19 protein-coding genes are annotated in these 17414 nt (G+C 72.6%); 10 read left to right on the top strand and 9 right to left on the bottom strand.

Features of this window, described 5'->3' with window-relative positions; genetic code table 11:
* Positions 1–158 precede the first annotated feature (158 nt).
* On the top strand, positions 159–1133 hold the full coding sequence (locus tag M8J74_RS28695; RefSeq protein WP_249839226.1) for an LLM class flavin-dependent oxidoreductase: 975 nt from the start codon (positions 159–161) through the stop codon (positions 1131–1133).
* Between the two features lie 98 nt (positions 1134–1231).
* Complete coding sequence (locus M8J74_RS28700; RefSeq protein ID WP_249839227.1) at positions 1232–1972, top strand: SDR family NAD(P)-dependent oxidoreductase; 741 nt, start codon at positions 1232–1234, stop codon at positions 1970–1972.
* A gap of 12 nt (positions 1973–1984) precedes the next feature.
* Here the strand turns inward: M8J74_RS28700 and M8J74_RS28705 are convergent, their stop codons facing one another.
* From M8J74_RS28705 to M8J74_RS28720, 4 genes are all read right to left on the bottom strand, one after another.
* Entirely contained in the window at positions 1985–2164 is a 180-nt protein-coding gene (locus tag M8J74_RS28705) for a hypothetical protein (RefSeq protein ID WP_249839228.1), read from the bottom strand.
* A gap of 126 nt (positions 2165–2290) precedes the next feature.
* The gene (locus M8J74_RS28710) at positions 2291–3313 is read right to left on the bottom strand and encodes an LLM class flavin-dependent oxidoreductase (protein WP_058926661.1); all 1023 of its coding nucleotides are present in this window, start codon (positions 3311–3313) and stop codon (positions 2291–2293) included.
* A gap of 55 nt (positions 3314–3368) precedes the next feature.
* Positions 3369–3767: a MarR family winged helix-turn-helix transcriptional regulator gene (locus M8J74_RS28715; RefSeq protein ID WP_249839259.1), complete on the bottom strand. Its 399-nt coding sequence runs from the start codon at positions 3765–3767 to the stop codon at positions 3369–3371.
* A 186-nt stretch (positions 3768–3953) separates the two neighbouring features.
* A complete protein-coding gene (locus M8J74_RS28720) occupies positions 3954–4829 on the bottom strand; it encodes an undecaprenyl-diphosphate phosphatase (protein ID WP_249839229.1) in 876 nt (291 codons plus the stop codon).
* A gap of 263 nt (positions 4830–5092) precedes the next feature.
* On the opposite strand from M8J74_RS28720, the gene M8J74_RS28725 reads away from it, so the two are divergent.
* From M8J74_RS28725 to M8J74_RS28735, 3 genes are read left to right on the top strand one after another with little or no spacing between them, the layout of a single operon-like run.
* Positions 5093–6289, top strand: a complete 1197-nt coding sequence (locus tag M8J74_RS28725) for a Gfo/Idh/MocA family protein (protein ID WP_249839230.1) — start codon at positions 5093–5095, stop codon at positions 6287–6289.
* Positions 6286–7212 (top strand): DUF6807 domain-containing protein, encoded by a 927-nt coding sequence (locus M8J74_RS28730; RefSeq protein ID WP_249839231.1) that lies wholly within the window; start codon positions 6286–6288, stop codon positions 7210–7212. Before M8J74_RS28725 ends, M8J74_RS28730 begins: the two co-directional genes overlap by 4 nt.
* Positions 7206–7928 carry a cupin domain-containing protein gene (locus M8J74_RS28735; protein ID WP_249839232.1) on the top strand — a complete coding sequence of 241 codons (723 nt, stop codon included), beginning with the start codon at positions 7206–7208 and terminating at the stop codon, positions 7926–7928. Before M8J74_RS28730 ends, M8J74_RS28735 begins: the two co-directional genes overlap by 7 nt.
* A gap of 10 nt (positions 7929–7938) precedes the next feature.
* Here M8J74_RS28735 and M8J74_RS28740 read toward each other — a convergent pair whose 3' ends face one another.
* On the bottom strand, positions 7939–8409 hold the full coding sequence (locus M8J74_RS28740; RefSeq protein ID WP_249839233.1) for a winged helix-turn-helix transcriptional regulator: 471 nt from the start codon (positions 8407–8409) through the stop codon (positions 7939–7941).
* A gap of 173 nt (positions 8410–8582) precedes the next feature.
* On the opposite strand from M8J74_RS28740, the gene M8J74_RS28745 reads away from it, so the two are divergent.
* Positions 8583–9755, top strand: coding sequence for a thiolase family protein (locus tag M8J74_RS28745; protein WP_249839234.1), 1173 nt, complete (start codon positions 8583–8585; stop codon positions 9753–9755).
* 16 nt (positions 9756–9771) lie between these two features.
* On the opposite strand, the gene M8J74_RS28750 is transcribed toward M8J74_RS28745, so the two are convergent.
* Positions 9772–10545, bottom strand: coding sequence for a TVP38/TMEM64 family protein (locus M8J74_RS28750; protein WP_249839235.1), 774 nt, complete (start codon positions 10543–10545; stop codon positions 9772–9774).
* 49 nt (positions 10546–10594) lie between these two features.
* Here M8J74_RS28750 and M8J74_RS28755 point away from each other — a divergent pair, with 49 nt between their 5' ends.
* Positions 10595–11317, top strand: a complete 723-nt coding sequence (locus M8J74_RS28755; RefSeq protein WP_249839236.1) for a DNA alkylation repair protein — start codon at positions 10595–10597, stop codon at positions 11315–11317.
* A gap of 5 nt (positions 11318–11322) precedes the next feature.
* Here the strand turns inward: M8J74_RS28755 and M8J74_RS28760 are convergent, their stop codons facing one another.
* Positions 11323–11727, bottom strand: coding sequence for a DUF3592 domain-containing protein (locus tag M8J74_RS28760; protein WP_249839237.1), 405 nt, complete (start codon positions 11725–11727; stop codon positions 11323–11325).
* 265 nt (positions 11728–11992) lie between these two features.
* Here M8J74_RS28760 and tuf point away from each other — a divergent pair, with 265 nt between their 5' ends.
* A complete protein-coding gene (gene tuf / locus M8J74_RS28765) occupies positions 11993–13162 on the top strand; it encodes an elongation factor Tu (protein ID WP_249839238.1) in 1170 nt (389 codons plus the stop codon).
* A 143-nt stretch (positions 13163–13305) separates the two neighbouring features.
* The gene (locus M8J74_RS28770; protein ID WP_249839239.1) at positions 13306–14151 is read left to right on the top strand and encodes a spermidine synthase; all 846 of its coding nucleotides are present in this window, start codon (positions 13306–13308) and stop codon (positions 14149–14151) included.
* Here M8J74_RS28770 and M8J74_RS28775 read toward each other — a convergent pair.
* Positions 14113–15399, bottom strand: a complete 1287-nt coding sequence (locus M8J74_RS28775; RefSeq protein WP_249839240.1) for an MFS transporter — start codon at positions 15397–15399, stop codon at positions 14113–14115. The two genes, M8J74_RS28770 and M8J74_RS28775, sit on opposite strands and share 39 nt — an antisense overlap.
* 133 nt (positions 15400–15532) lie before the next feature.
* Between M8J74_RS28775 and M8J74_RS28780 the strand changes: the two genes are divergently transcribed.
* Positions 15533–15970: a DUF4442 domain-containing protein gene (locus tag M8J74_RS28780; RefSeq protein ID WP_249839260.1), complete on the top strand. Its 438-nt coding sequence runs from the start codon at positions 15533–15535 to the stop codon at positions 15968–15970.
* A 138-nt stretch (positions 15971–16108) separates the two neighbouring features.
* Here the strand turns inward: M8J74_RS28780 and galU are convergent, their stop codons facing one another.
* Complete coding sequence (galU, locus tag M8J74_RS28785) at positions 16109–17059, bottom strand: UTP--glucose-1-phosphate uridylyltransferase GalU (protein ID WP_249839241.1); 951 nt, start codon at positions 17057–17059, stop codon at positions 16109–16111.
* Between the last annotated feature and the right edge of the window lie 355 nt (positions 17060–17414).

A 17414-nucleotide genomic window follows, 5' to 3' on the forward strand; every position in this document is an offset into this window, starting at 1 on the left:
GCCGGGCCAAGGGGCCTGGCGGCACATTCGGCATTCGTCGTTCCGCGCGGCCCGCACGGCCGCCGGAGCCCCTCCCGGCCGAACCGGACCTCAACTCCCTTGCCGCACAGGCCGATTACCAGGTGATGCCGGGGCGGTCCGCTTCCTATACTGACCGAATGATCACCGTACCGCTCAGCGCGCTCGAGGTGGCCATGGTCCAGTCGGGCACCCCGGCCGCGGACACGTTGCGCGACACCACCGCGTTCGCCCGGCGCATCGAGGACCTCGGCTACGCACGGCTCTGGTACGCGGAACACCACCACTCCCCGGCCATCGGGGCGTTCCCGCCGGTCGTCCTGACCGCCCACGCGGCCGCCCTGACCTCGTCCCTCAGGCTCGGTTCCGGAGGAGTCCTCGCGCCGAACCACGCCCCGATCACGCTGGCGGAGCAGTTCGGGACGCTCGCCGCACTGCACCCGGACCGTATCGACCTGGGCATCGGGCGCGGCCCCGGCACCTTCGACGAGCCCACGGCCAAAGCCCTGCGCCGCGGGGCGGCCCCGACCACGGACGCCGAGTACCGCGACGACGTCACGGCGATCCTGCGGTACCTCGTGGACGAGGTGGCGCTCGGCCCGCTCCCCGAACCCTGGCTGCTGTCCTCCAGCACCGCCGGTGCCGCGCTCGCCGCCGAAATGGGCCTGCCGATCGCCTTCGCCCACCACATCCGCCCCGACAACACCGCGGCCGCGCTCGGCCACTATCGCGATCACTTCACGCCGTCCCGCTGGTGCGCGCGGCCGCGCGTGCTGGTGTGCGTGGAGACGGTGTGCGCCGACACGGACGAGGAGGCCGCGCGGCTGGCGGGCCCGATGGAGGTGGTCAAGACCGGTCTGGTGCAGGGGCGCAGTGAGATCCCGTTCCCGACGCCCGAGGAGGCGGCGGCCCACGCCTTCACGGAGCAGGAGGAGGGGATGCTCGCGGCCTTCCGTTCGCAGCAGGCGCACGGATCGCCGGCGTCCGTGGTGAAGCGGCTGGCGGATGTCGTGGAAGCGACGGGAGCGGACGAGCTGATGCTGGTGACGCCGGTCCACGCGCTCGCCGACCGGCTGCGGTCGTACGAGCTCGTGCGGGAGCACGCCCGGGCGTAGATTTCCCGGGGGAGATGCCTCCGGACCGCAGACCCGAGGTTCATGGACGGCTAGGGTGATCGATGATCGATCATCACGGCTCCGTTGCGGGAGGTCCCATGAAACGCCTCGTCACCGTCGTCACCGGCGGCAGCAGGGGAATCGGTGCCGCCACCTGCCTGCGGCTCGCGTCCGAAGGGCACGACGTGGCGGTCGGGTACGTCCGTGACGCCGAGGCCGCCGAGAAGGTGGCGGACGCAGTGCGCGAGGCGGGGGCCCGCGCGGTCGCGGTGCGGGTGGACACCTCCGTGGAGGCCGACGTCGAGCGGCTCTTCGAGACGGCGGAGCGGGAACTGGGGCCGGTGACGGGGCTGGTGAACAACGCCGGGGTGACCGGCCTGCTGGGCCGTCTCGCGGACACGGACACGGCGACCCTGCGCCGGGTCGTCGACGTCAACCTGCTGGGCACGCTGCTGTGTTCGCGCCGTGCGGCACAGCTGATGACGGCACGGGGCGCCGGAGTCATCGTGAACGTGTCGTCGGGCGCGGCCACCCTCGGCAGCCCCGGGGAGTACGTGCACTACGCGGCGACCAAGGCCGCGGTCGACGCGCTCACGGTGGGTCTCGCCAAGGAACTCGGCCCGGACGGCATCCGCGTCAACGCGGTCGCCCCGGGCGCCGTCGACACCGAGATGCACGCGGCGATGGGGGACCCGGACCGCGCCTGGCGTATGGCGGAGGGCATCCCGCTACGGCGTCCGGGGCGGGCGGAGGAGATCGCGGCGGCCATCGCGTGGCTGATGTCACCGGACGCGTCGTACACGACGGGAGCGGTGCTGCGTGTGGCCGGCGGGCGGTGAGGGCGACCGGCCTCAGGCCGCCTGGATGACGTCTTCTCGGATCGCCGCCGCCCACTCGACCACCAAAAGCTCGTACTCCGCGCGCTCCTGGGCCGACAGCGAGCCGCCCGCGCGCGTCCACAGCGCCCGGATCTGCTCGTTCACCTCGGCGGCAGAGCGCACGGAACCAGAGGTAAAGGAATCGGGGGACATGCGGACAAGCCTAGGGGCAAGCACTGACACTGCGCTACCGGTCGGCTACTGATCCCGTATGTCTTTGCTCACGGCTTATTTGATCACTCGCGGTTGATCCGTCATCTACCTTCCGTGGCCGCGTCCTCAGCGCCAGCCGAGCTCGGGCGCGACGTGCGTCAGGATGCTGTCGAGGACATGGGCGTTGTAGTGGACGCCCAGTTGGTTGGGCACGGTGAGCAGCAGGGTGTCGGCCGCCGCGACGGCCTCGTCCTCGGCCAGCTGTTTGACGAGTACGTCCGGCTCCGCGGCGTACGACCGGCCGAAGATGCTGCGCGTGTTGGCGTCGATGTACCCGATCTGGTCCTTCGAGTCGCGGTCGTGGCCGAAGTACGCGCGGTCCCTCTCGTCGACGAGGGGGAAGATGCTGCGGCTGACCGACACCCTGGGGGTGCGGGTGTGGCCGGCGGCCCGCCACGCCTCGTGGTACGCCTCGATCTGCTTGCGCTGCTGGACATGGAGCGGCTCGCCGCTCTCGTCGTCCTTGAGGGTCGAGCTCTGCAGGTTCATGCCGAGCCCGGCGGCCCAGACCGCGGTGGCGTTCGAGCCGGAGCCCCACCAGATGCGGTCCCGCAGACCTTCCGAGTGCGGTTCGATGCGCAGCAGGCCCGGCGGGTTGGCGAACATCGGGCTGGGGTCGGGCTCCGCGAATCCCTCACCGCGGAGCACGTCGAGCAGTCGCTCGGTGTGCGCGCGGGCCAGATCGGCGTCGGTTCCCCCCTCCGGCGGGCGGTGGCCGAAGTGCCGCCAGCCGTCGACGACCTGCTCCGGTGACCCTCGGCTGAGGCCGAGCTGGAGCCGGCCGCCCGAGATCAGATCGGCCGCGCCCGCGTCCTCCGCCATGTACAGGGGGTTCTCGTAGCGCATGTCGATCACGCCGGTGCCGATCTCGATCCGGCTGGTGCGCGCGCCGATCGCCGCGAGCAGCGGGAACGGCGAGGCGTGCTGCCGGGCGAAGTGGTGGACCCGGAAGTACGCGCCGTCCGCTCCCAGTTCCTCGGCGGCGACCGCGAGGTCGATCGCCTGCAGCAGGGAGTCGGAGGCGGAACGCGTCCGGGAGTGCGGCGACGGTGTCCAGTGCCCGAATGACAGGAACCCGATCTTTTTCATACCGCTTTCAACAAAAGCGGGACGTGTTCATTCCGCCGGTCCCGCGGAGCCGCCCTCAGCTGATGTCGATCTTCTCGATGACGGTGTCGGTGATCTCCGCCGGCAGCGTGATCTGGCCGGGCGAGAGATGGTCCAGGAAGAGCCGCCGGACGTCCTCGGCGTGCTGCGGCGCGGCGGCCTCCAGCGCCTCGCGGCCGGCCGGGGTCACCGTCATGTACGCCCCGCGTCCGTCGTCGAGGCACTCCTCCCGGGCGACCAGACCGCGCTTCACCATGCGGGAGAGGTGGTGCGAGACCCGGCTCTTCTCCCAGCCGAGCACCTTCGCGAGCTCCAGCACGCGCAGCCGGTCGCCGGGGGCGCGGGTCAGCTCGGCGAGCACCGAGTAGTCGGTGGCGGACAGCCCGAACCCGCTCCGCAGTGTCCGGCCGGCCTGGTGGACCAGCAGGTCGTGCATGCGCAGCATGCCGCGCCACGCGCGTTCCTCGGTGGGGCTCACCCGGCGGGGTGCTTCCTCCATGGGCCCACCCTAGGAGGTGGTTGACCTTTCCCCCGCCTCACCCTGTGGGAGGCGGCGGTGGGGCGGGCGGAGAGTGATCGACCCTCGCGTTGGCCGCCGTCCGGGGGCCGGCCTCCGCCCTGGTCAGCCCGCCGACTCCGCCGCGTGCGGGCTCAGCACGCCCGCCGTGACCAGGCCGATGATGACGATGCCGAGCGCGATGCGGTACCAGACGAACGGCATGAAGCTCTTGGTCGAGATGAACTTCATGAACCAGGCGATGACCGCGTAGCCGGAGGCGAAGGCGATCACCGTCGCGAACAGCGTCGGCCCCCACGCCACGTGGTCGCTCTCCAGCGCGTCCTTGGTCTCGAACAGACCGGAGGCCAGCACCGCGGGGATGGCGAGCAGGAAGGAGTAACGGGCCGCGGCCTCGCGCTTGTAGCCCATGAACAGGCCGCCGCTGATGGTCGCGCCGGAGCGGGAGACGCCCGGGATCAGCGCCGCCGACTGGCACAGGCCGTAGACCAGGCCGTCCTTCACGCCCAGGTTCTCGAGCGTCTTGCGCTGCTTGGGCGCTCGGTGCCGGCCGCCGGTCTCGTCGCGCGCCGCCAGCCGGTCGGCCACGCCGATCACGACGCCGACGACGATCAGCATGGTCGCCGTGATCCGCAGGTCGCGGAACGGCCCCTCGATCTGGTCCTTGAACAGCAGCCCGAGCACGCCGATCGGGATCGAGCCGACGATCACCAGCCAGCCCATCTGGGCGTCGTGGTCCTTGCGCATCTCCCTGCTGAACAGCGAGCGCGTCCACGCCGAGATGATCCGGCCGATGTCCCTGCGGAAGTAGATCAGCACCGCCGCCTCCGTGCCGATCTGTGTGATCGCCGTGAAGGCCGCGCCCGGGTCCTTCCAGCCGGAGAAGGCCGCCGTCAGCCGCAGATGCGCGCTGGAGGAGACGGGGAGGAACTCGGTCAGCCCCTGGACGAGCCCGAGGATGAGGGATTCAAACCAAGACATGGAGTTACGGCGTCCAAGTGCTCGTCGAGGCGGGCGCGACGGAACGTCACGCCTGCCGGGCGTGGAGATCACGGGTGTGCAGGGCAGCCTAGCGTCCGGCGATGACGGGACCGTCACAGGGGTTTCACCGTCCCCGCCCGGCCTTGGCTTTCGGGGTGGTTGACCTTGCGCGGGGGCGGAGCTTACGTTGCAGGCAGGAGAAAGCGCTTGCTGCTCGTCCTCCTCACAAGGCCGCCGTTCCCGGAGGAGTGCTGATCGCGTCCATGTCCACGTCCGAGACCCCGTCCGGGACGTCCCCGACCCCCTCCACCCCGCTCGCCGGCCGCCGCGTCCGGGCCGCCCTCGTCGGCATCGGCGCCATCGGGCGCGGCTCCCACCTGCCCGCCCTGGCCGAGCTCGCCGAGGAGGGCGAGACCGAGGTCGTGGCCGCCGTTGACATCGATGCCACCGCGGTCGAGGAGTTCTGCGCGGGGAACGGGATCCCGCACGCCTACACCGACCTGGACCGCATGCTGCGCGAGCAGCGGCCGGACCTGGTGGCCATCTGCACCCCGCCCACGCTGCACCGCGACCAGACCGTCGCCGCGCTGCGGGCCGGCGCCTGGGTGTGGTGCGAGAAGCCTCCCATGCCGACCCTCGCCGACTTCGACGCCGTACAGGCCGAGGAGTGCACGGACGGCGGGCCGTACGCCTCGATCGTCTTCCAGCACCGCTTCGGCTCCGGCTCGCGGCACGTGCGCCGGCTGCTGGCCGAGCGGGCCATGGGCCGGCCGCTCGTCGCGCACTGCCAGACCACCTGGTACCGCGACACCGCCTACTACGCCGTGCCCTGGCGCGGCCGCTGGGCGACCGAGGGCGGCGGACCCGCCATGGGACACGGCATCCACCAGATGGACCTGCTGCTGGACCTGCTCGGCCCGTGGAGCGAGGTGCGCGCGATGGCCGGGCGCCTGGTGCACGACGTGGAGACCGAGGACGTCTCCACCGCCCTGGTCCGCTTCGAGAACGGCGCCCTGGCCACGGTCGTCAACAGCGTGCTGAGCCCCGACGAGGTCAGCCGCATCCGCATCGACTGCGAGCGGGCCACCGTCGAGCTCACCCACCTCTACGGCCACTCCAACGCGAACTGGAGCATCACGCCCGCCCCGGACGTGCCGGGCGACGAGGCCGACACCTGGCGGGACTTCGGCGCGGACGTGCCCAGCTCGCACCTGGAGCAGCTGCGGGAACTGGTCGCGAGCATGCGCGCGGGGCGGCGCCCGCGCAGCAGCGGTGCCGACGGGCGCTCCAGCCTGGAGCTCATCGCCGCGCTGTACAAGTCGGCGTTCACGGACACCACGGTGCGCGCGGGCGAGATCGGGCCCGGCGACCCGTTCTACACGGCGATGCACGGGGACGTCCCCGGCTGGGCACCCGTTCCTTCCACCGTTCCCGTCGCCGCCGAGGAGGTCTCCGCATGACGGGCCTGCGCCTGGTCCACGCCCACGGCGACCGGATCACGGTCACCGAACCGGCCACCGGCGTCGAGCTGCTCAGCTACGTGTACGCACCGGAGGCCGCGTGGGAGGCCCCCAAGCCGTACATCCACCCCCTGCGCACCCTGGCCGGCGAGGTCGTCACCGACTACCGGCCCAACGACCACCGCTGGCACAAGGGCCTGCAGCTGACGGCCTCGCACCTGTCCGGCGCCAACCTGTGGGGCGGCAACTCCTACGTGCACGGCGAGGGCTACCTCGAACTCCCCGAGCGCGTCGGCTCGATGGCGCACGTCGCGTTCGACGAGGTCGCCGTGCGCGACGACCGCGTGGTCATCGCGGAACGGCTTACCTGGCACCCGTACAGCGGCGAGCTGTGGGCCGACGAGGAGCGCCAGATCGAGATCCACGACGTGGACCACGCGTCCGGGTCCTGGGCGCTGACCTGGTGCAGCGCGGTCACCAACCGCCGCGACGAGCCGCTGCGCTTCGGCAGTCCCACCACCGCCGGCCGTGAAATGGCGGGCTACACCGGGTTGTTCTGGCGTGGTCCGCGCGGTTTCCGGGGCGGCCGCGTCATCGGCCCCGACGCCGAGGGCCCCGGCCTGATGGGTGAGCAGGCGCCCTGGCTCGCCTTCTCCGGCGAGCACGACGGCGCCGACGGCCACGCCACCCTGCTGTTCGCGCACGCCCCCGAGAACGACCACGACGGCGCCCACGGCACGCATCCCGCCCACTGGTTCGTCCGCAACGAGCCGTTCGCCGCCGTGGCCCCCTCCTGGGCGTTCTACGACGAGCTGGAGCTCGCCCCCGGGGACACGCTCGCCCGCCGCTACCGGATCGTCGTGGCCGACGGGGCCTGGGAGCGGGAGGAGATCGCCAAGTACCTGGAGGCGCACCCGTGGTGAGCGGCGGCGGCTTCACCGGTCTGCCGGGCGGCGTCGCCGTCTCGCACCTGTGCGTCTACGACTGGCCCGCCGCCGACGGGGTCCGCGGCGGCACCCCCCATGTGCACCTGACCTGTGCGGAGGCGTACGTCGTCACCGGCGGGCGCGGCGCGGTGCAGACCCTCACGACGTCCGGGTACGAGGTCACGCCCCTCGTACCCGGCACGGTCGCCTGGTTCAGCCCGGGCACCGTCCACCGGCTCGTCAACGACGACGACCTGCGCATCACGGTGCTGATGCAGAACAGCGGCCTCCCGGAGGCGGGCGACGCGGTGCTGACGCTGCCGCCGCGGTATCTGGCCGACGCCGAGACGTACGCCGCCGCGACCGCCCTCCCCGTGGACGCGCCGGAGGAGGAGCGGGCCCGGGCCGCCCGGGCTCGCAGGGACCTGGCCCTGGAGGGCTACCGGGCGCTGCGCGACGCGGACGGCCCCGAGGAGCTGGCCGCGTTCCACCGCGCCGCCGCGGCGCTGGTCCGGCCCCGGCTCGCCGAGTGGCGCGAGCGCTGGCGGCGGGGCGCGGAGGCGGCCGCGGCCGCCACGGGGGAGCAGCTGGACCGCCTCGAGAAGGGCGACGCGGGGTACCTCGCCGACGCCGTCGTCCGCGCCGAACAGCCGTCGGAGTACGGGAGGTTCGGGATGTGCGGGCGGCTGGACGTGTACCCGGGGCCCGCCTGACCCGCGGGCTTCACGCCGCCGTCGGGCCCGCCACCGTCCAGCCGTCGGCCTGGGGGTGGGCCGTCAGGTCCTCGTGGTGGACCGGTTCGCCGCAGGCCCGGCAGGTGACCACCGGGACCATCTCGTTGCCGCAGGTGTGCTCGACGACCATGGGCAGGTCGACGCCGCCGCGCAGATGCCGGTCGCCCCATTCCTTGAGGGTCATCAGGACCGGCTCCAGTTCGAGGCCCGCCGCCGTGGGCCGGTACTCGAAGCGCTGCGGGCGTTCGCTGTAGACGCGCTTGGTCAGGATCCCGGCGTCCACCAGCCGGCGCAGCCGCGTGGCCAGGATGTCGCGCGGGGCGCCGATGTTGCGCACCAGCTGGTCGAAGCGGCCGTTGCCCAGGCACACCTCGCGCAGGACGAGCAGCGAGTACTTCTCGCCGACCAGCGCGAGGGCGTCGGCGATGGAGCAGGGGCGCGGGTCTTTGGAGGCGGCCATGCCGCCAGTCTAGGGGAGGGTTTGATTTTCCAACGCACCCGGTTATGGTGAGTTCGGATTTCCTACTGACCGGTAGGCGGGCAGGCAGGCAGGTTGCCAGGCAGGCCGGCAGGCCGGTCGTACCCGTGACCCTGTCGACTCCGTCGACCCCGAACGTCCCGGAGGCCCGCACCATGCGTGACGCAGTCATCGTCGAAGCCGTACGCACCCCGATCGGCAAGGGCAAGCCGAACGGCGCCCTCGCGCACGTCCACCCCGTGGAACTCCTCGCCCACACCCTGCGCACCCTCGTCGAGCGCTCCGGCGTCGACCCGGCGCTGATCGACGACGTCATCGGCGGCACCGTCGACCAGGTCGGCGAGCAGGCCATGAACACCACCCGCTACGCCGTGCTGTCGGCGGGCTTCCCGGACACGGTCCCGGCCACCACCGTGGACCGTCAGTGCGGCTCCTCCCAGCAGGCCGTGCACTTCGCGGCGCAGGGCGTGCTCTCCGGGGCGTACGACATGGTCGTCGCCTGCGGAGTCGAGTCCATGAGCCGGGTGCCGATGTGGTCCAACGTGCCGCCCGGCAAGGACCCCTTCGGCCCCGGAGTCGCCGAGCGCTATCCCGAGGGGCTGGTCCCGCAGGGCATCAGTGCCGAGCTGATCGCCGCCAAGTGGTCGATCACCCGCGAGCGGATGGACGACTTCGCCCTCTCCTCGCACCGGAAGGCCGCCGACGCCTGGAACCAGGGCCTGTTCGACGCCGAGGTCGCACCGCTGGAGGGCGTCACACGCGACGAGTGCGTACGGCCGGACAGCACCGCCGAGATCCTCGCCGGCCTCAAGCCCGCCTACCACGACCCGAACTTCGCCGAGCGCTTCCCGCAGATCGAGTGGAACGTCACCGCGGGCAACGCCAGCCCGATCAACGACGGCGCCTCCGCCGTCCTCATCACGTCCTCGGAGACCGCGGAGCGCCTCGGCCTGCGCCCGCTCGCCCGGCTGCACAGCTTCGCCGTGACCGGCTCCGACCCGCTGCTGATGCTCACCGGCGTGATCCCGGCGACCGAGAAGGTGCTGCGCCGGGCCGGACTGGCCCTCGACGACATCGACCTGTTCGAGGTCAACGAGGCCTTCTCCAGCGTCGTCCTGGCCTGGCAGCAGGAGACCGGCGCCGATCTCGCCAAGGTCAACGTGCACGGCGGGGCGATCGCCCTCGGCCATCCGCTCGGCGCCAGCGGCACCCGGCTGACGACCACCCTCGTGCACGCCATGCGCGCGCGGGGCGCCCGCTACGCCCTGCAGACGATGTGCGAGGCGGGCGGCCTGGCCAACGCGATGATCCTGGAGGCCGCCGTCTAGCGAGCCGCAGGGGCGGTCAACGGCCCCGGATGTGGTGCCGCTTGCGCCACGCCACCACCGCGCCCACCAGGGCCGGCGCGGCGATGCAGGCCATCGCGATCAGGAACGCGGGCGACGTCGGTGCCGAGGCGCGGGCGCCCGCGACGACGTACGCGGCGGTGTTCGGGATCGAGCCGAGCGCCGTCGCGACCAGGAAGGGCACCCAGCCCATGCGGGAGACGGCGGCACAGTAGTTCGCCGCCCAGAACGGCACCCCGGGGAAGAGCCGGGCCGCCATCATCGAGCGGAAGCCGTGCCGGCTGAGCTGTCCGTCCGCCGCCTTCAGCAGCCGGCCCCGCAGCAGCGGGCGCAGCGCGTCCTGCCCGAGCACCCGGCCCAGGCCGAAGGCGATACCGGCCCCGAGGACCGTGCCCACCAGGGTCGTGCCGATGCCCAGCTGTGAGCCGAACAGCGCGCCCCCCGCCAGGTTCAGCAGCGGGCGCGGCACGAACGCCACGGTGCACAGCCCGTACGCCCCGGCGAACACCACGGCCGCCGAGGCCCCGTTCAGCTGCGGCGGCCAGCCGTGCGCGAGCAGTCTCTGCGGTTCGAACAGCAGCACGCACGTGGCGGCGGCGGCCAGCAGGAGGACGAGCAGCGACAGCCGCGACCAGGGCGAGAGCAGCACGCGAGTGCCGCGCGCGCCCGGGCCGGGCGGGGCGGAAGCGGGGACGGCGACGGCGAGCTCCGTCGCGGCGGCCCGGGGAGAGGCCGTGGCGGTGCCCCCAGAGCGGGTGGTGGCATCGAGCATCCGGTGACACTAACCGACCGGTGTGTGTGATCGCCGTATGGTTCGTCGCATGGGCGCCACGGACGAGGTCACGATGGATGTGCCGTTCAGCACACTCGCCGACACGGTGCTGGAGCGGCTCACCGCCGTCTACGCCGCCGCGGCGGACCCCGAGCGGGCCGCGCCCATGCGCGCGTACATGAAGGACGTGGCCCCCTTCCTGGGCCTCAGCACGCCCGTGCGCCGCGCGCTGTCCCGCGGGGTCGTCGACGGTCTGCCGCGCCCCGGCGAGAGCGACTGCGCGGCCATCGCGCTGCGGTGCTGGCGGCTGCCCGAGCGCGAGTACCAGTACTTCGCCGTCGACTACCTGCGCCGCCACGCGCGCGTGTGCTCCTCGGCCTTCCTGCCCGTCGCCCGGCACCTGGTCGGCACGCGCTCCTGGTGGGACACGGTCGACCTGCTCGCGGCACACGTCGTGGGCGCCCTCGTGGCGGCCGACCCGGCGCTGACGGCGGACATGGACGCCTGGATCGCCGACGAGGACCTGTGGATCGCCCGCACCGCACTGCTGCACCAGCTGCGCTACAAGGAACGCACCGACGCCGACCGCCTCTTCGCCTACTGCCTGCTTCAGTCCGGCCACCCCGACTTCTTCATCCGCAAGGCCATCGGCTGGGCGCTGCGCGAGTACGCCAGGACCGACCCGGAGGCCGTACGGGCCTTCATGGCCCGGGAGCGCGGACGGTTCGCCCCGCTGACGGTGCGGGAGGCGCTGAAGAACATCGGCGCGTAGCCGGGTCAGAGCGTGGCGATGCCCCAGACCAGGAGCGCGGCGCTGAGAACGGCGGTGACGAGCGCACCGCGCAGGGTCGCCCCCAGACCGCCGTAGGGGTCCATCGGGCTGTAGGGGCTGTCCGGGGAGACCAGGACCGTCATGGCGGAGCCGACCTCGGCCGGGCGGCCGAACGAGGCGTTGGCGACACCGGCCTCGTAGCGCCGGCCGTCGAGGACGTAGCGGACGACCGGGGTGAGGAAGTACGCCCCCGGCCTGCCGCTGCGGGTCGCCCTGTGGTCGACGATCTCGGCCTGCAACTCCCGTGCCGTCGGCCGGATCCGCCGCAGGGTCACGTGGTCGCGCAGTTCGCGCACCACGGTCACGAGCGATGCCACGAGCACGCCTGCGGTCACCAGCACCCACACCATGGGGCCATCTATAGCGCACCGGGGAAAACCATTCGACGCCGGACGGCCCGTCGACGATGATCGACCCCATGTTCCGGCACGCCTTCCTCCTCGCAGCATCCGCAGTCGCGGATGCTCCGAAGGCTGCCGTTCCGATCTTCCTCGCCGCAGCCGACGGCGCCCGAAGCTGACCCTCTCCGGATCGTCCGGCGGACCCCGCAGGGGGAGGGTCGGCGAGTCCTTGGGGTCCCCGCTCTCCTTCGAAGAGGCTTCGAGGTACTCAGCCATGCCCAAGACGGCGTACGTCCGCACCAAACCGCATCTGAACATCGGCACGATGGGCCATGTCGACCACGGCAAGACCACCCTGACCGCCGCCATCACCAAGGTCCTCGCCGACCGCGGCAGCGGCACCTTCGTGCCGTTCGACCGCATCGACCGCGCCCCGGAGGAGGCCGCCCGCGGCATCACCATCAACATCGCGCACGTCGAGTACGAGACCGACACCCGGCACTACGCGCACGTGGACATGCCCGGCCACGCCGACTACGTCAAGAACATGGTCACCGGCGCCGCGCAGCTCGACGGGGCGATCCTGGTCGTCTCCGCCGTCGACGGGATCATGCCGCAGACGGCCGAACACGTCCTGCTCGCCCGGCAGGTGGGCGTCGACCACATCGTTGTCGCCCTCAACAAGGCCGACGCGGGCGACGAGGAGCTCACCGACCTCGTGGAGCTGGAGGTCCGCGACCTGCTCACCGCGCACGGCTACGGCGGCGACGCCGTGCCCGTCGTCCGGGTCTCGGGGCTGAAGGCCCTGGAGGGCGACCCGCGCTGGACGGCCGCCGTCGAGGCGCTGCTCGACGCCGTGGACACCTATGTGCCCATGCCGGAGCGTTACTTGGACGCGCCGTTCCTGCTGCCGGTGGAGAACGTGCTCACCATCACCGGCCGGGGGACGGTGGTCACGGGCGCGATCGAGCGCGGCACCGTGCGCGTGGGCGACCGGGTCGAGGTGCTCGGCGCCGGAGTCGAGACCGTCGTCACCGGCCTGGAGACCTTCGGCAAGCCCATGGACGAGGCGCAGGCCGGGGACAACGTGGCGCTGCTGCTGCGGGGCGTGCCGCGGGACGCCGTACGGCGCGGGCACGTGGTGGCGGCCCCGGGCAGCGTGGTGCCCGCGCGGCGGTTCTCGGCGCGGGTGTACGTGCTGTCGGCCCGCGAGGGCGGACGTACGACACCGGTGGCGAGCGGGTACCGGCCGCAGTTCTACATCCGGACCGCGGATGTGGTGGGGGACGTCGACCTCGGTGACGTCGTCGTCGCGCGGCCCGGTGACACGGTCACCATGACCGTCGAGCTCGGGCGCGACACCCCGCTGGAGCCCGGCCTTGGGTTCGCCATCCGTGAGGGCGGGCGGACCGTGGGCGCGGGAACCGTGACCACCGTGGAGTGAGGCCGGGATGCGTGGGGGACCGCGGGGCTGTCATGGCTTGCCCCGCGGTCCCCCGCGCGCCCCGTGAGGGCGTCGCGCGGCCGCGCAAGGGGGGAGTGGCTCGGCCGCACAGAGGGGGAATGGCTCGGCCGCACAATGGGGGAGTGACCGAACCCATCCCCGTCAGCAGGGCCACCGACCTCGGTGTCGCCAAGCTCATGCCCGACGTCGACCGGAAGCGGGCCTGGCTGCTGACCGTCGACGGGGCGCCGCAGTCCTACGTCGACCTCGACGAGCCGGCGTATCTGGAGTTCGAGTACGCGCAACGGCTGGGCCACGTGCTGGACGTCGTCGACGAGCCGGGGCGGCCGCTGGACGTGGTGCACCTCGGGGGCGGCGCGCTGACCCTGCCCCGCTACCTCGCCGCGACCCGGCCCGGCTCCCGGCAGGACGTCGTCGAGGCCGACCGCGCGCTGCTGGAGCTGGTCGTCGAGCACCTGCCGCTGCCCGAGGACGCCGGGATCGTCCTGCACGCCGCCGACGCCCGCGCCTGGCTGGAAACCGCCCCCGACGGGTCCGCCGACGTCATCGTCGCCGACGTCTTCGGCGGCTCCCGCGTCCCGGCCCACCTCACCTCCGTCGCCTACGCCCGTGAGGCCGGCCGGGTGCTGCGCGACACCGGCGTCTACCTGGCCAACCTCGCCGACGCCGCGCCCTTCGCCTTCCTGCGCTCCCAACTCGCCACGTTCGCCACGGTCTTCGAGGAGCTGGTGCTGATCGCGGAACCGGCCGTGCTGCGCGGCCGCCGCTTCGGCAACGCCGTGCTGGCCGCCTCCCACCGGCCCCTCGACACGGCGGCCCTGGCCCGGCTCACCGCGTCCGACGCCTTCCCGGCCCGGGTCGAACACGGCCAGGGCGTACGGGACTTCCTGCGCGGCGCGCGACCCGTCCGGGACGAGGACGCCGTCCCGTCACCCGAGCCCCCCGACGGCGCGTTCGGCATCGGCTGAGCCGCTCCTGACGGCCACCTCCCTGGTACGGCGCCGCAGGTTCCGTACGTCCGGCACGGTCAGCACGGCCGCCGTGACCACCACGACCAGCGCGGAGCAGCCCCACAGCGACGCCGTACGCCCGAAGGCCTGCTCGGCGGGGCCGGCCAGGGCGGTGGCGAGCGGCACCAGGGCGATGGACCCGAACCAGTCGTAGGCGGAGATCCGCGAGAGCTTGTCCTCGGGTATCTCCTGGTGCAGCGCGGTCATCCAGGAGACCCCGAACACCTCGACGAGCGCACCGGACAGGAACATCACCGCGCACAGCGCGCCGACGGGGACCGGGACGGCGAGCGCCGCCGACGGCAGGGCCAGCGGGAAGACGCACAGCGTGCCCGCGAGGAGCAGGCGGCGCGGCTTCCAGCGGGTCATCAGCAGCGCGCCGGCCACCGTGCCGCCGCCGAAGCAGGCCAGCGCCAGACCCCACGGCCCCGCACCGCCCAGCTCGTCCCGGGCGACGAGCGGGCCGTAGACCGCGTCGGCGGCGCCGACCACGGCGTTGGCGATCGAGAACTGCACCACGATGCCCCACAGCCAGGGGCGTCCGGCGAACTCCCGCCAGCCCTCGCGCAGATCGGCGAGCATCCCGCCGCCCGCCTCGCGCGGGGGGATGTGGCCGACGTCGAGGAAGGCCCGCAGCGCGCCCGCGACCGCGAAGGCCGCCGCGTCCGCCGCGAGGACCCAGCCCGGCCCGAGGGCGGCGACCATGGCTCCGCCGAGCGCGGCTCCGCCCAGGCCGGCCCCCTGCATCGCCATCCGGAACACGGCGAACGCGCGGCCCGCGTGCTCGCCCTGCACCGACGACATCAGCATGCCCTCGGCCGCCGGGCTGAAGAAGGCCTGGCCGGTGCCGCCCAGCGCGGTCAGCAGCATCATCTGCCACAGCTGCGGATGCCCGGCGAGGACCAGTACGGCGAACGCGGCCTGGGACAGGCAGTTCAGGGCGTTCGCCGCGACCATCACGCGATGCCGGGGCAGCCGGTCCGCCACCGCTCCGCCGATCAGCAGGAAGACCACCAGGGGCAGCGTGCGGGAGGCGGCCACCAGGCCCACGTCACCGCCGTCACCGCCCGCGTCCAGCACGGCGAAGGCGGCGGCGATCAGCGCACCGTTGCCGCCGAGGCTGGTGACGACCGCCGCGGCGGTCAGCAGGCGGTAGTTGCGCCGGGGCGCCAGGGAGCCGGGGGAAGGCGGGGAGACAGGGGTCACCGGCTGACTATCCCCGCTGGCGGCGCCGCCTGCCAAACCGTTTCCCCGTCCCGGCCTCCGGCGTGCGATCACCGCACGGATCTGGCCACCTGCGGCTACTCATGGGTAACATCCCGGCATGAGCGCAGACCAGATGTCGATCGGCGAGATGCTCGCCGCGACGGTGCCGATGGCCCGGACCCTGAACCTGGAGTTCCTCCAGACCACGCCGGACAAGGCGGTGGTGGTCCTGCCGGACCAGAGCGAGTACCACAACCACGTCGGCGGTCCGCACGCCGGCGCGATGTTCACCCTCGGGGAGACCGCGAGCGGGACGATCGTGCTGGCCGCCTTCGGCGAGCAGCTCTCGCGCGCCGTGCCGCTCGCCGTGAGCGCCGAGATCGCCTACCGGAAGCTGGCGATGGGCCCGGTCACCGCCACCGCGACCCTCGGCCGTCCGGCCGCCGACGTGATCGCCGAACTGGACGCCGGGCAGCGCCCCGAGTTCCCCGTGTCGATCGAACTCCGACGCGAGGACGGCGCGGTGACCGGTGAGATGACGGTCGTCTGGACACTGCGCCCCAACGGCTGAGACAGCACCGACGCGGGGCCCGTGGTGCACGTCGCTTTGGGCCCCGCGCCGCGCAGCCGACCGCGGAGTACGCCTCCCCGGGCCCCGCCTCCAGGCATCACCCCGGATTGGACTCCCCCTGCCCGGCGCCCCGCCTCCTCAAGCCGCCTGCCGGTGCCGGCCGTCGACGGTTCCGTCCTCCAGGCCCGTGACGAACTCCTTCAGCCAGGAGGTGAATTCGGGGCCCAGGTCGTCTCGGGCGCAGGCCAGTCGGACGACGGTGCGCAGGTAGTCGGCCTTGTCGCCGGTGTCGTAGCGCAGGCCGTCGAAGACGACGCCGTGAACCGTGCCGTCCGCGGCCAGTTCCTGGAGGGCGTCGGTCAGCTGGATCTCGCCGCCGCGGCCGGGCGGGGTGCGCTCCAGGGTGTCGAAGACGGCCGGGTCGAGGACGTAGCGGCCGATGACGGCGTAGGTGCTGGGCGCGTCCCGGCGCGAGGGCTTCTCCACCAGGCCGGTGACCCGGACCACGTCGTCCTCGCCGGTCGCCTCCACGGCCGCGCAGCCGTAGAGGTGGATCTGCTCCGGGTCCACCTCCATCAGGGCCACGACACTGCCCGCGTACTGGTCGCGGACATCCAGCATCCGGCTGAGCAGCGTCTCGCGCGGGTCGATCAGGTCGTCGCCGAGCAGGACGGCGAAGGGCTGGTCGCCCACGTGGCGGCGGGCGCACAGCACGGCGTGGCCGAGACCGAGCGGTTCGCCCTGGCGGATGTGGTGGATGTTGGCCAGCCGGGCCGGGTCGCGCACGGAGTCCAGCCGCACGGTGTCTCCCTTGGCGGCGAGGGCCTGCTCCAGCTCGAAGGCGTTGTCGAAGTGGTCCTCGATAGCCCGCTTGTGCCGCCCGGTGACCATCAGGACGTCGTCCAGCCCGGCGGCGGCCGCCTCCTCGACGACGTACTGGATGGCCGGCTTGTCGACGACCGGCAGCATCTCCTTGGGCGTGGCCTTGGTCGCGGGCAGGAAACGGGTGCCGAGCCCGGCGGCCGGGACGACGGCCTTGGTGACGGCACGGACGGAGGCGGGGGCGCTCGTGGCGTGGGGGGCGATCATGCGGCACATGCTGGCCCACGCGGATGAGAGCGCACCGGGAGAAACCTCTCAGCACGCTGTGCGTCCGGCCGGACGGGGCCGCGGAATCTGAAGGTTCTGTGCGCCCCTCGCCCTTTTCCCCACACAACTCGGCGGCGCTGCGGCCGCGCCCTCGAAAACCGGTACGGATACCGCGGGTAACTTATCTGAACTTCCACGGTTTTGAACTCGGGTCACTCGAACTCCTTGTTTACTGTGCGTCAATTGTGCGAAAGTGAGCGGCCCTATAGCGGTCCCGGCACCCGACGCGCATAGGTACGCACCAATCAGACCCCCCGCTTTTTGGTGGACCCACGAATTCCGTACGTCGTCCTGC

Source organism: Streptomyces panaciradicis (assembly GCF_023516615.1).
Taxonomy (GTDB): domain Bacteria; phylum Actinomycetota; class Actinomycetes; order Streptomycetales; family Streptomycetaceae; genus Streptomyces; species Streptomyces panaciradicis.

What these genes read in the sequence shown, in the direction of transcription:
- tuf (WP_249839238.1), top strand. Translation starts at nt 11,993, where the DNA reads ATGCCCAAGACGGCGTACGTCCGCACCAAACCGCATCTGAACATCGGC.
- M8J74_RS28725 (WP_249839230.1), top strand. Translation starts at nt 5,093, where the DNA reads ATGTCCACGTCCGAGACCCCGTCCGGGACGTCCCCGACCCCCTCCACC.
- M8J74_RS28730 (WP_249839231.1), top strand. Translation starts at nt 6,286, where the DNA reads ATGACGGGCCTGCGCCTGGTCCACGCCCACGGCGACCGGATCACGGTC.
- M8J74_RS28710 (WP_058926661.1), bottom strand. Translation starts at nt 3,313, where the DNA reads ATGAAAAAGATCGGGTTCCTGTCATTCGGGCACTGGACACCGTCGCCG.
- M8J74_RS28755 (WP_249839236.1), top strand. Translation starts at nt 10,595, where the DNA reads ATGGGCGCCACGGACGAGGTCACGATGGATGTGCCGTTCAGCACACTC.
- M8J74_RS28700 (WP_249839227.1), top strand. Translation starts at nt 1,232, where the DNA reads ATGAAACGCCTCGTCACCGTCGTCACCGGCGGCAGCAGGGGAATCGGT.
- M8J74_RS28715 (WP_249839259.1), bottom strand. Translation starts at nt 3,767, where the DNA reads ATGCACGACCTGCTGGTCCACCAGGCCGGCCGGACACTGCGGAGCGGG.
- M8J74_RS28760 (WP_249839237.1), bottom strand. Translation starts at nt 11,727, where the DNA reads ATGGTGTGGGTGCTGGTGACCGCAGGCGTGCTCGTGGCATCGCTCGTG.
- galU (WP_249839241.1), bottom strand. Translation starts at nt 17,059, where the DNA reads ATGATCGCCCCCCACGCCACGAGCGCCCCCGCCTCCGTCCGTGCCGTC.
- M8J74_RS28745 (WP_249839234.1), top strand. Translation starts at nt 8,583, where the DNA reads ATGCGTGACGCAGTCATCGTCGAAGCCGTACGCACCCCGATCGGCAAG.
- M8J74_RS28740 (WP_249839233.1), bottom strand. Translation starts at nt 8,409, where the DNA reads ATGGCCGCCTCCAAAGACCCGCGCCCCTGCTCCATCGCCGACGCCCTC.
- M8J74_RS28750 (WP_249839235.1), bottom strand. Translation starts at nt 10,545, where the DNA reads ATGCTCGATGCCACCACCCGCTCTGGGGGCACCGCCACGGCCTCTCCC.
- M8J74_RS28780 (WP_249839260.1), top strand. Translation starts at nt 15,533, where the DNA reads ATGTCGATCGGCGAGATGCTCGCCGCGACGGTGCCGATGGCCCGGACC.
- M8J74_RS28695 (WP_249839226.1), top strand. Translation starts at nt 159, where the DNA reads ATGATCACCGTACCGCTCAGCGCGCTCGAGGTGGCCATGGTCCAGTCG.
- M8J74_RS28720 (WP_249839229.1), bottom strand. Translation starts at nt 4,829, where the DNA reads ATGTCTTGGTTTGAATCCCTCATCCTCGGGCTCGTCCAGGGGCTGACC.
- M8J74_RS28705 (WP_249839228.1), bottom strand. Translation starts at nt 2,164, where the DNA reads ATGTCCCCCGATTCCTTTACCTCTGGTTCCGTGCGCTCTGCCGCCGAG.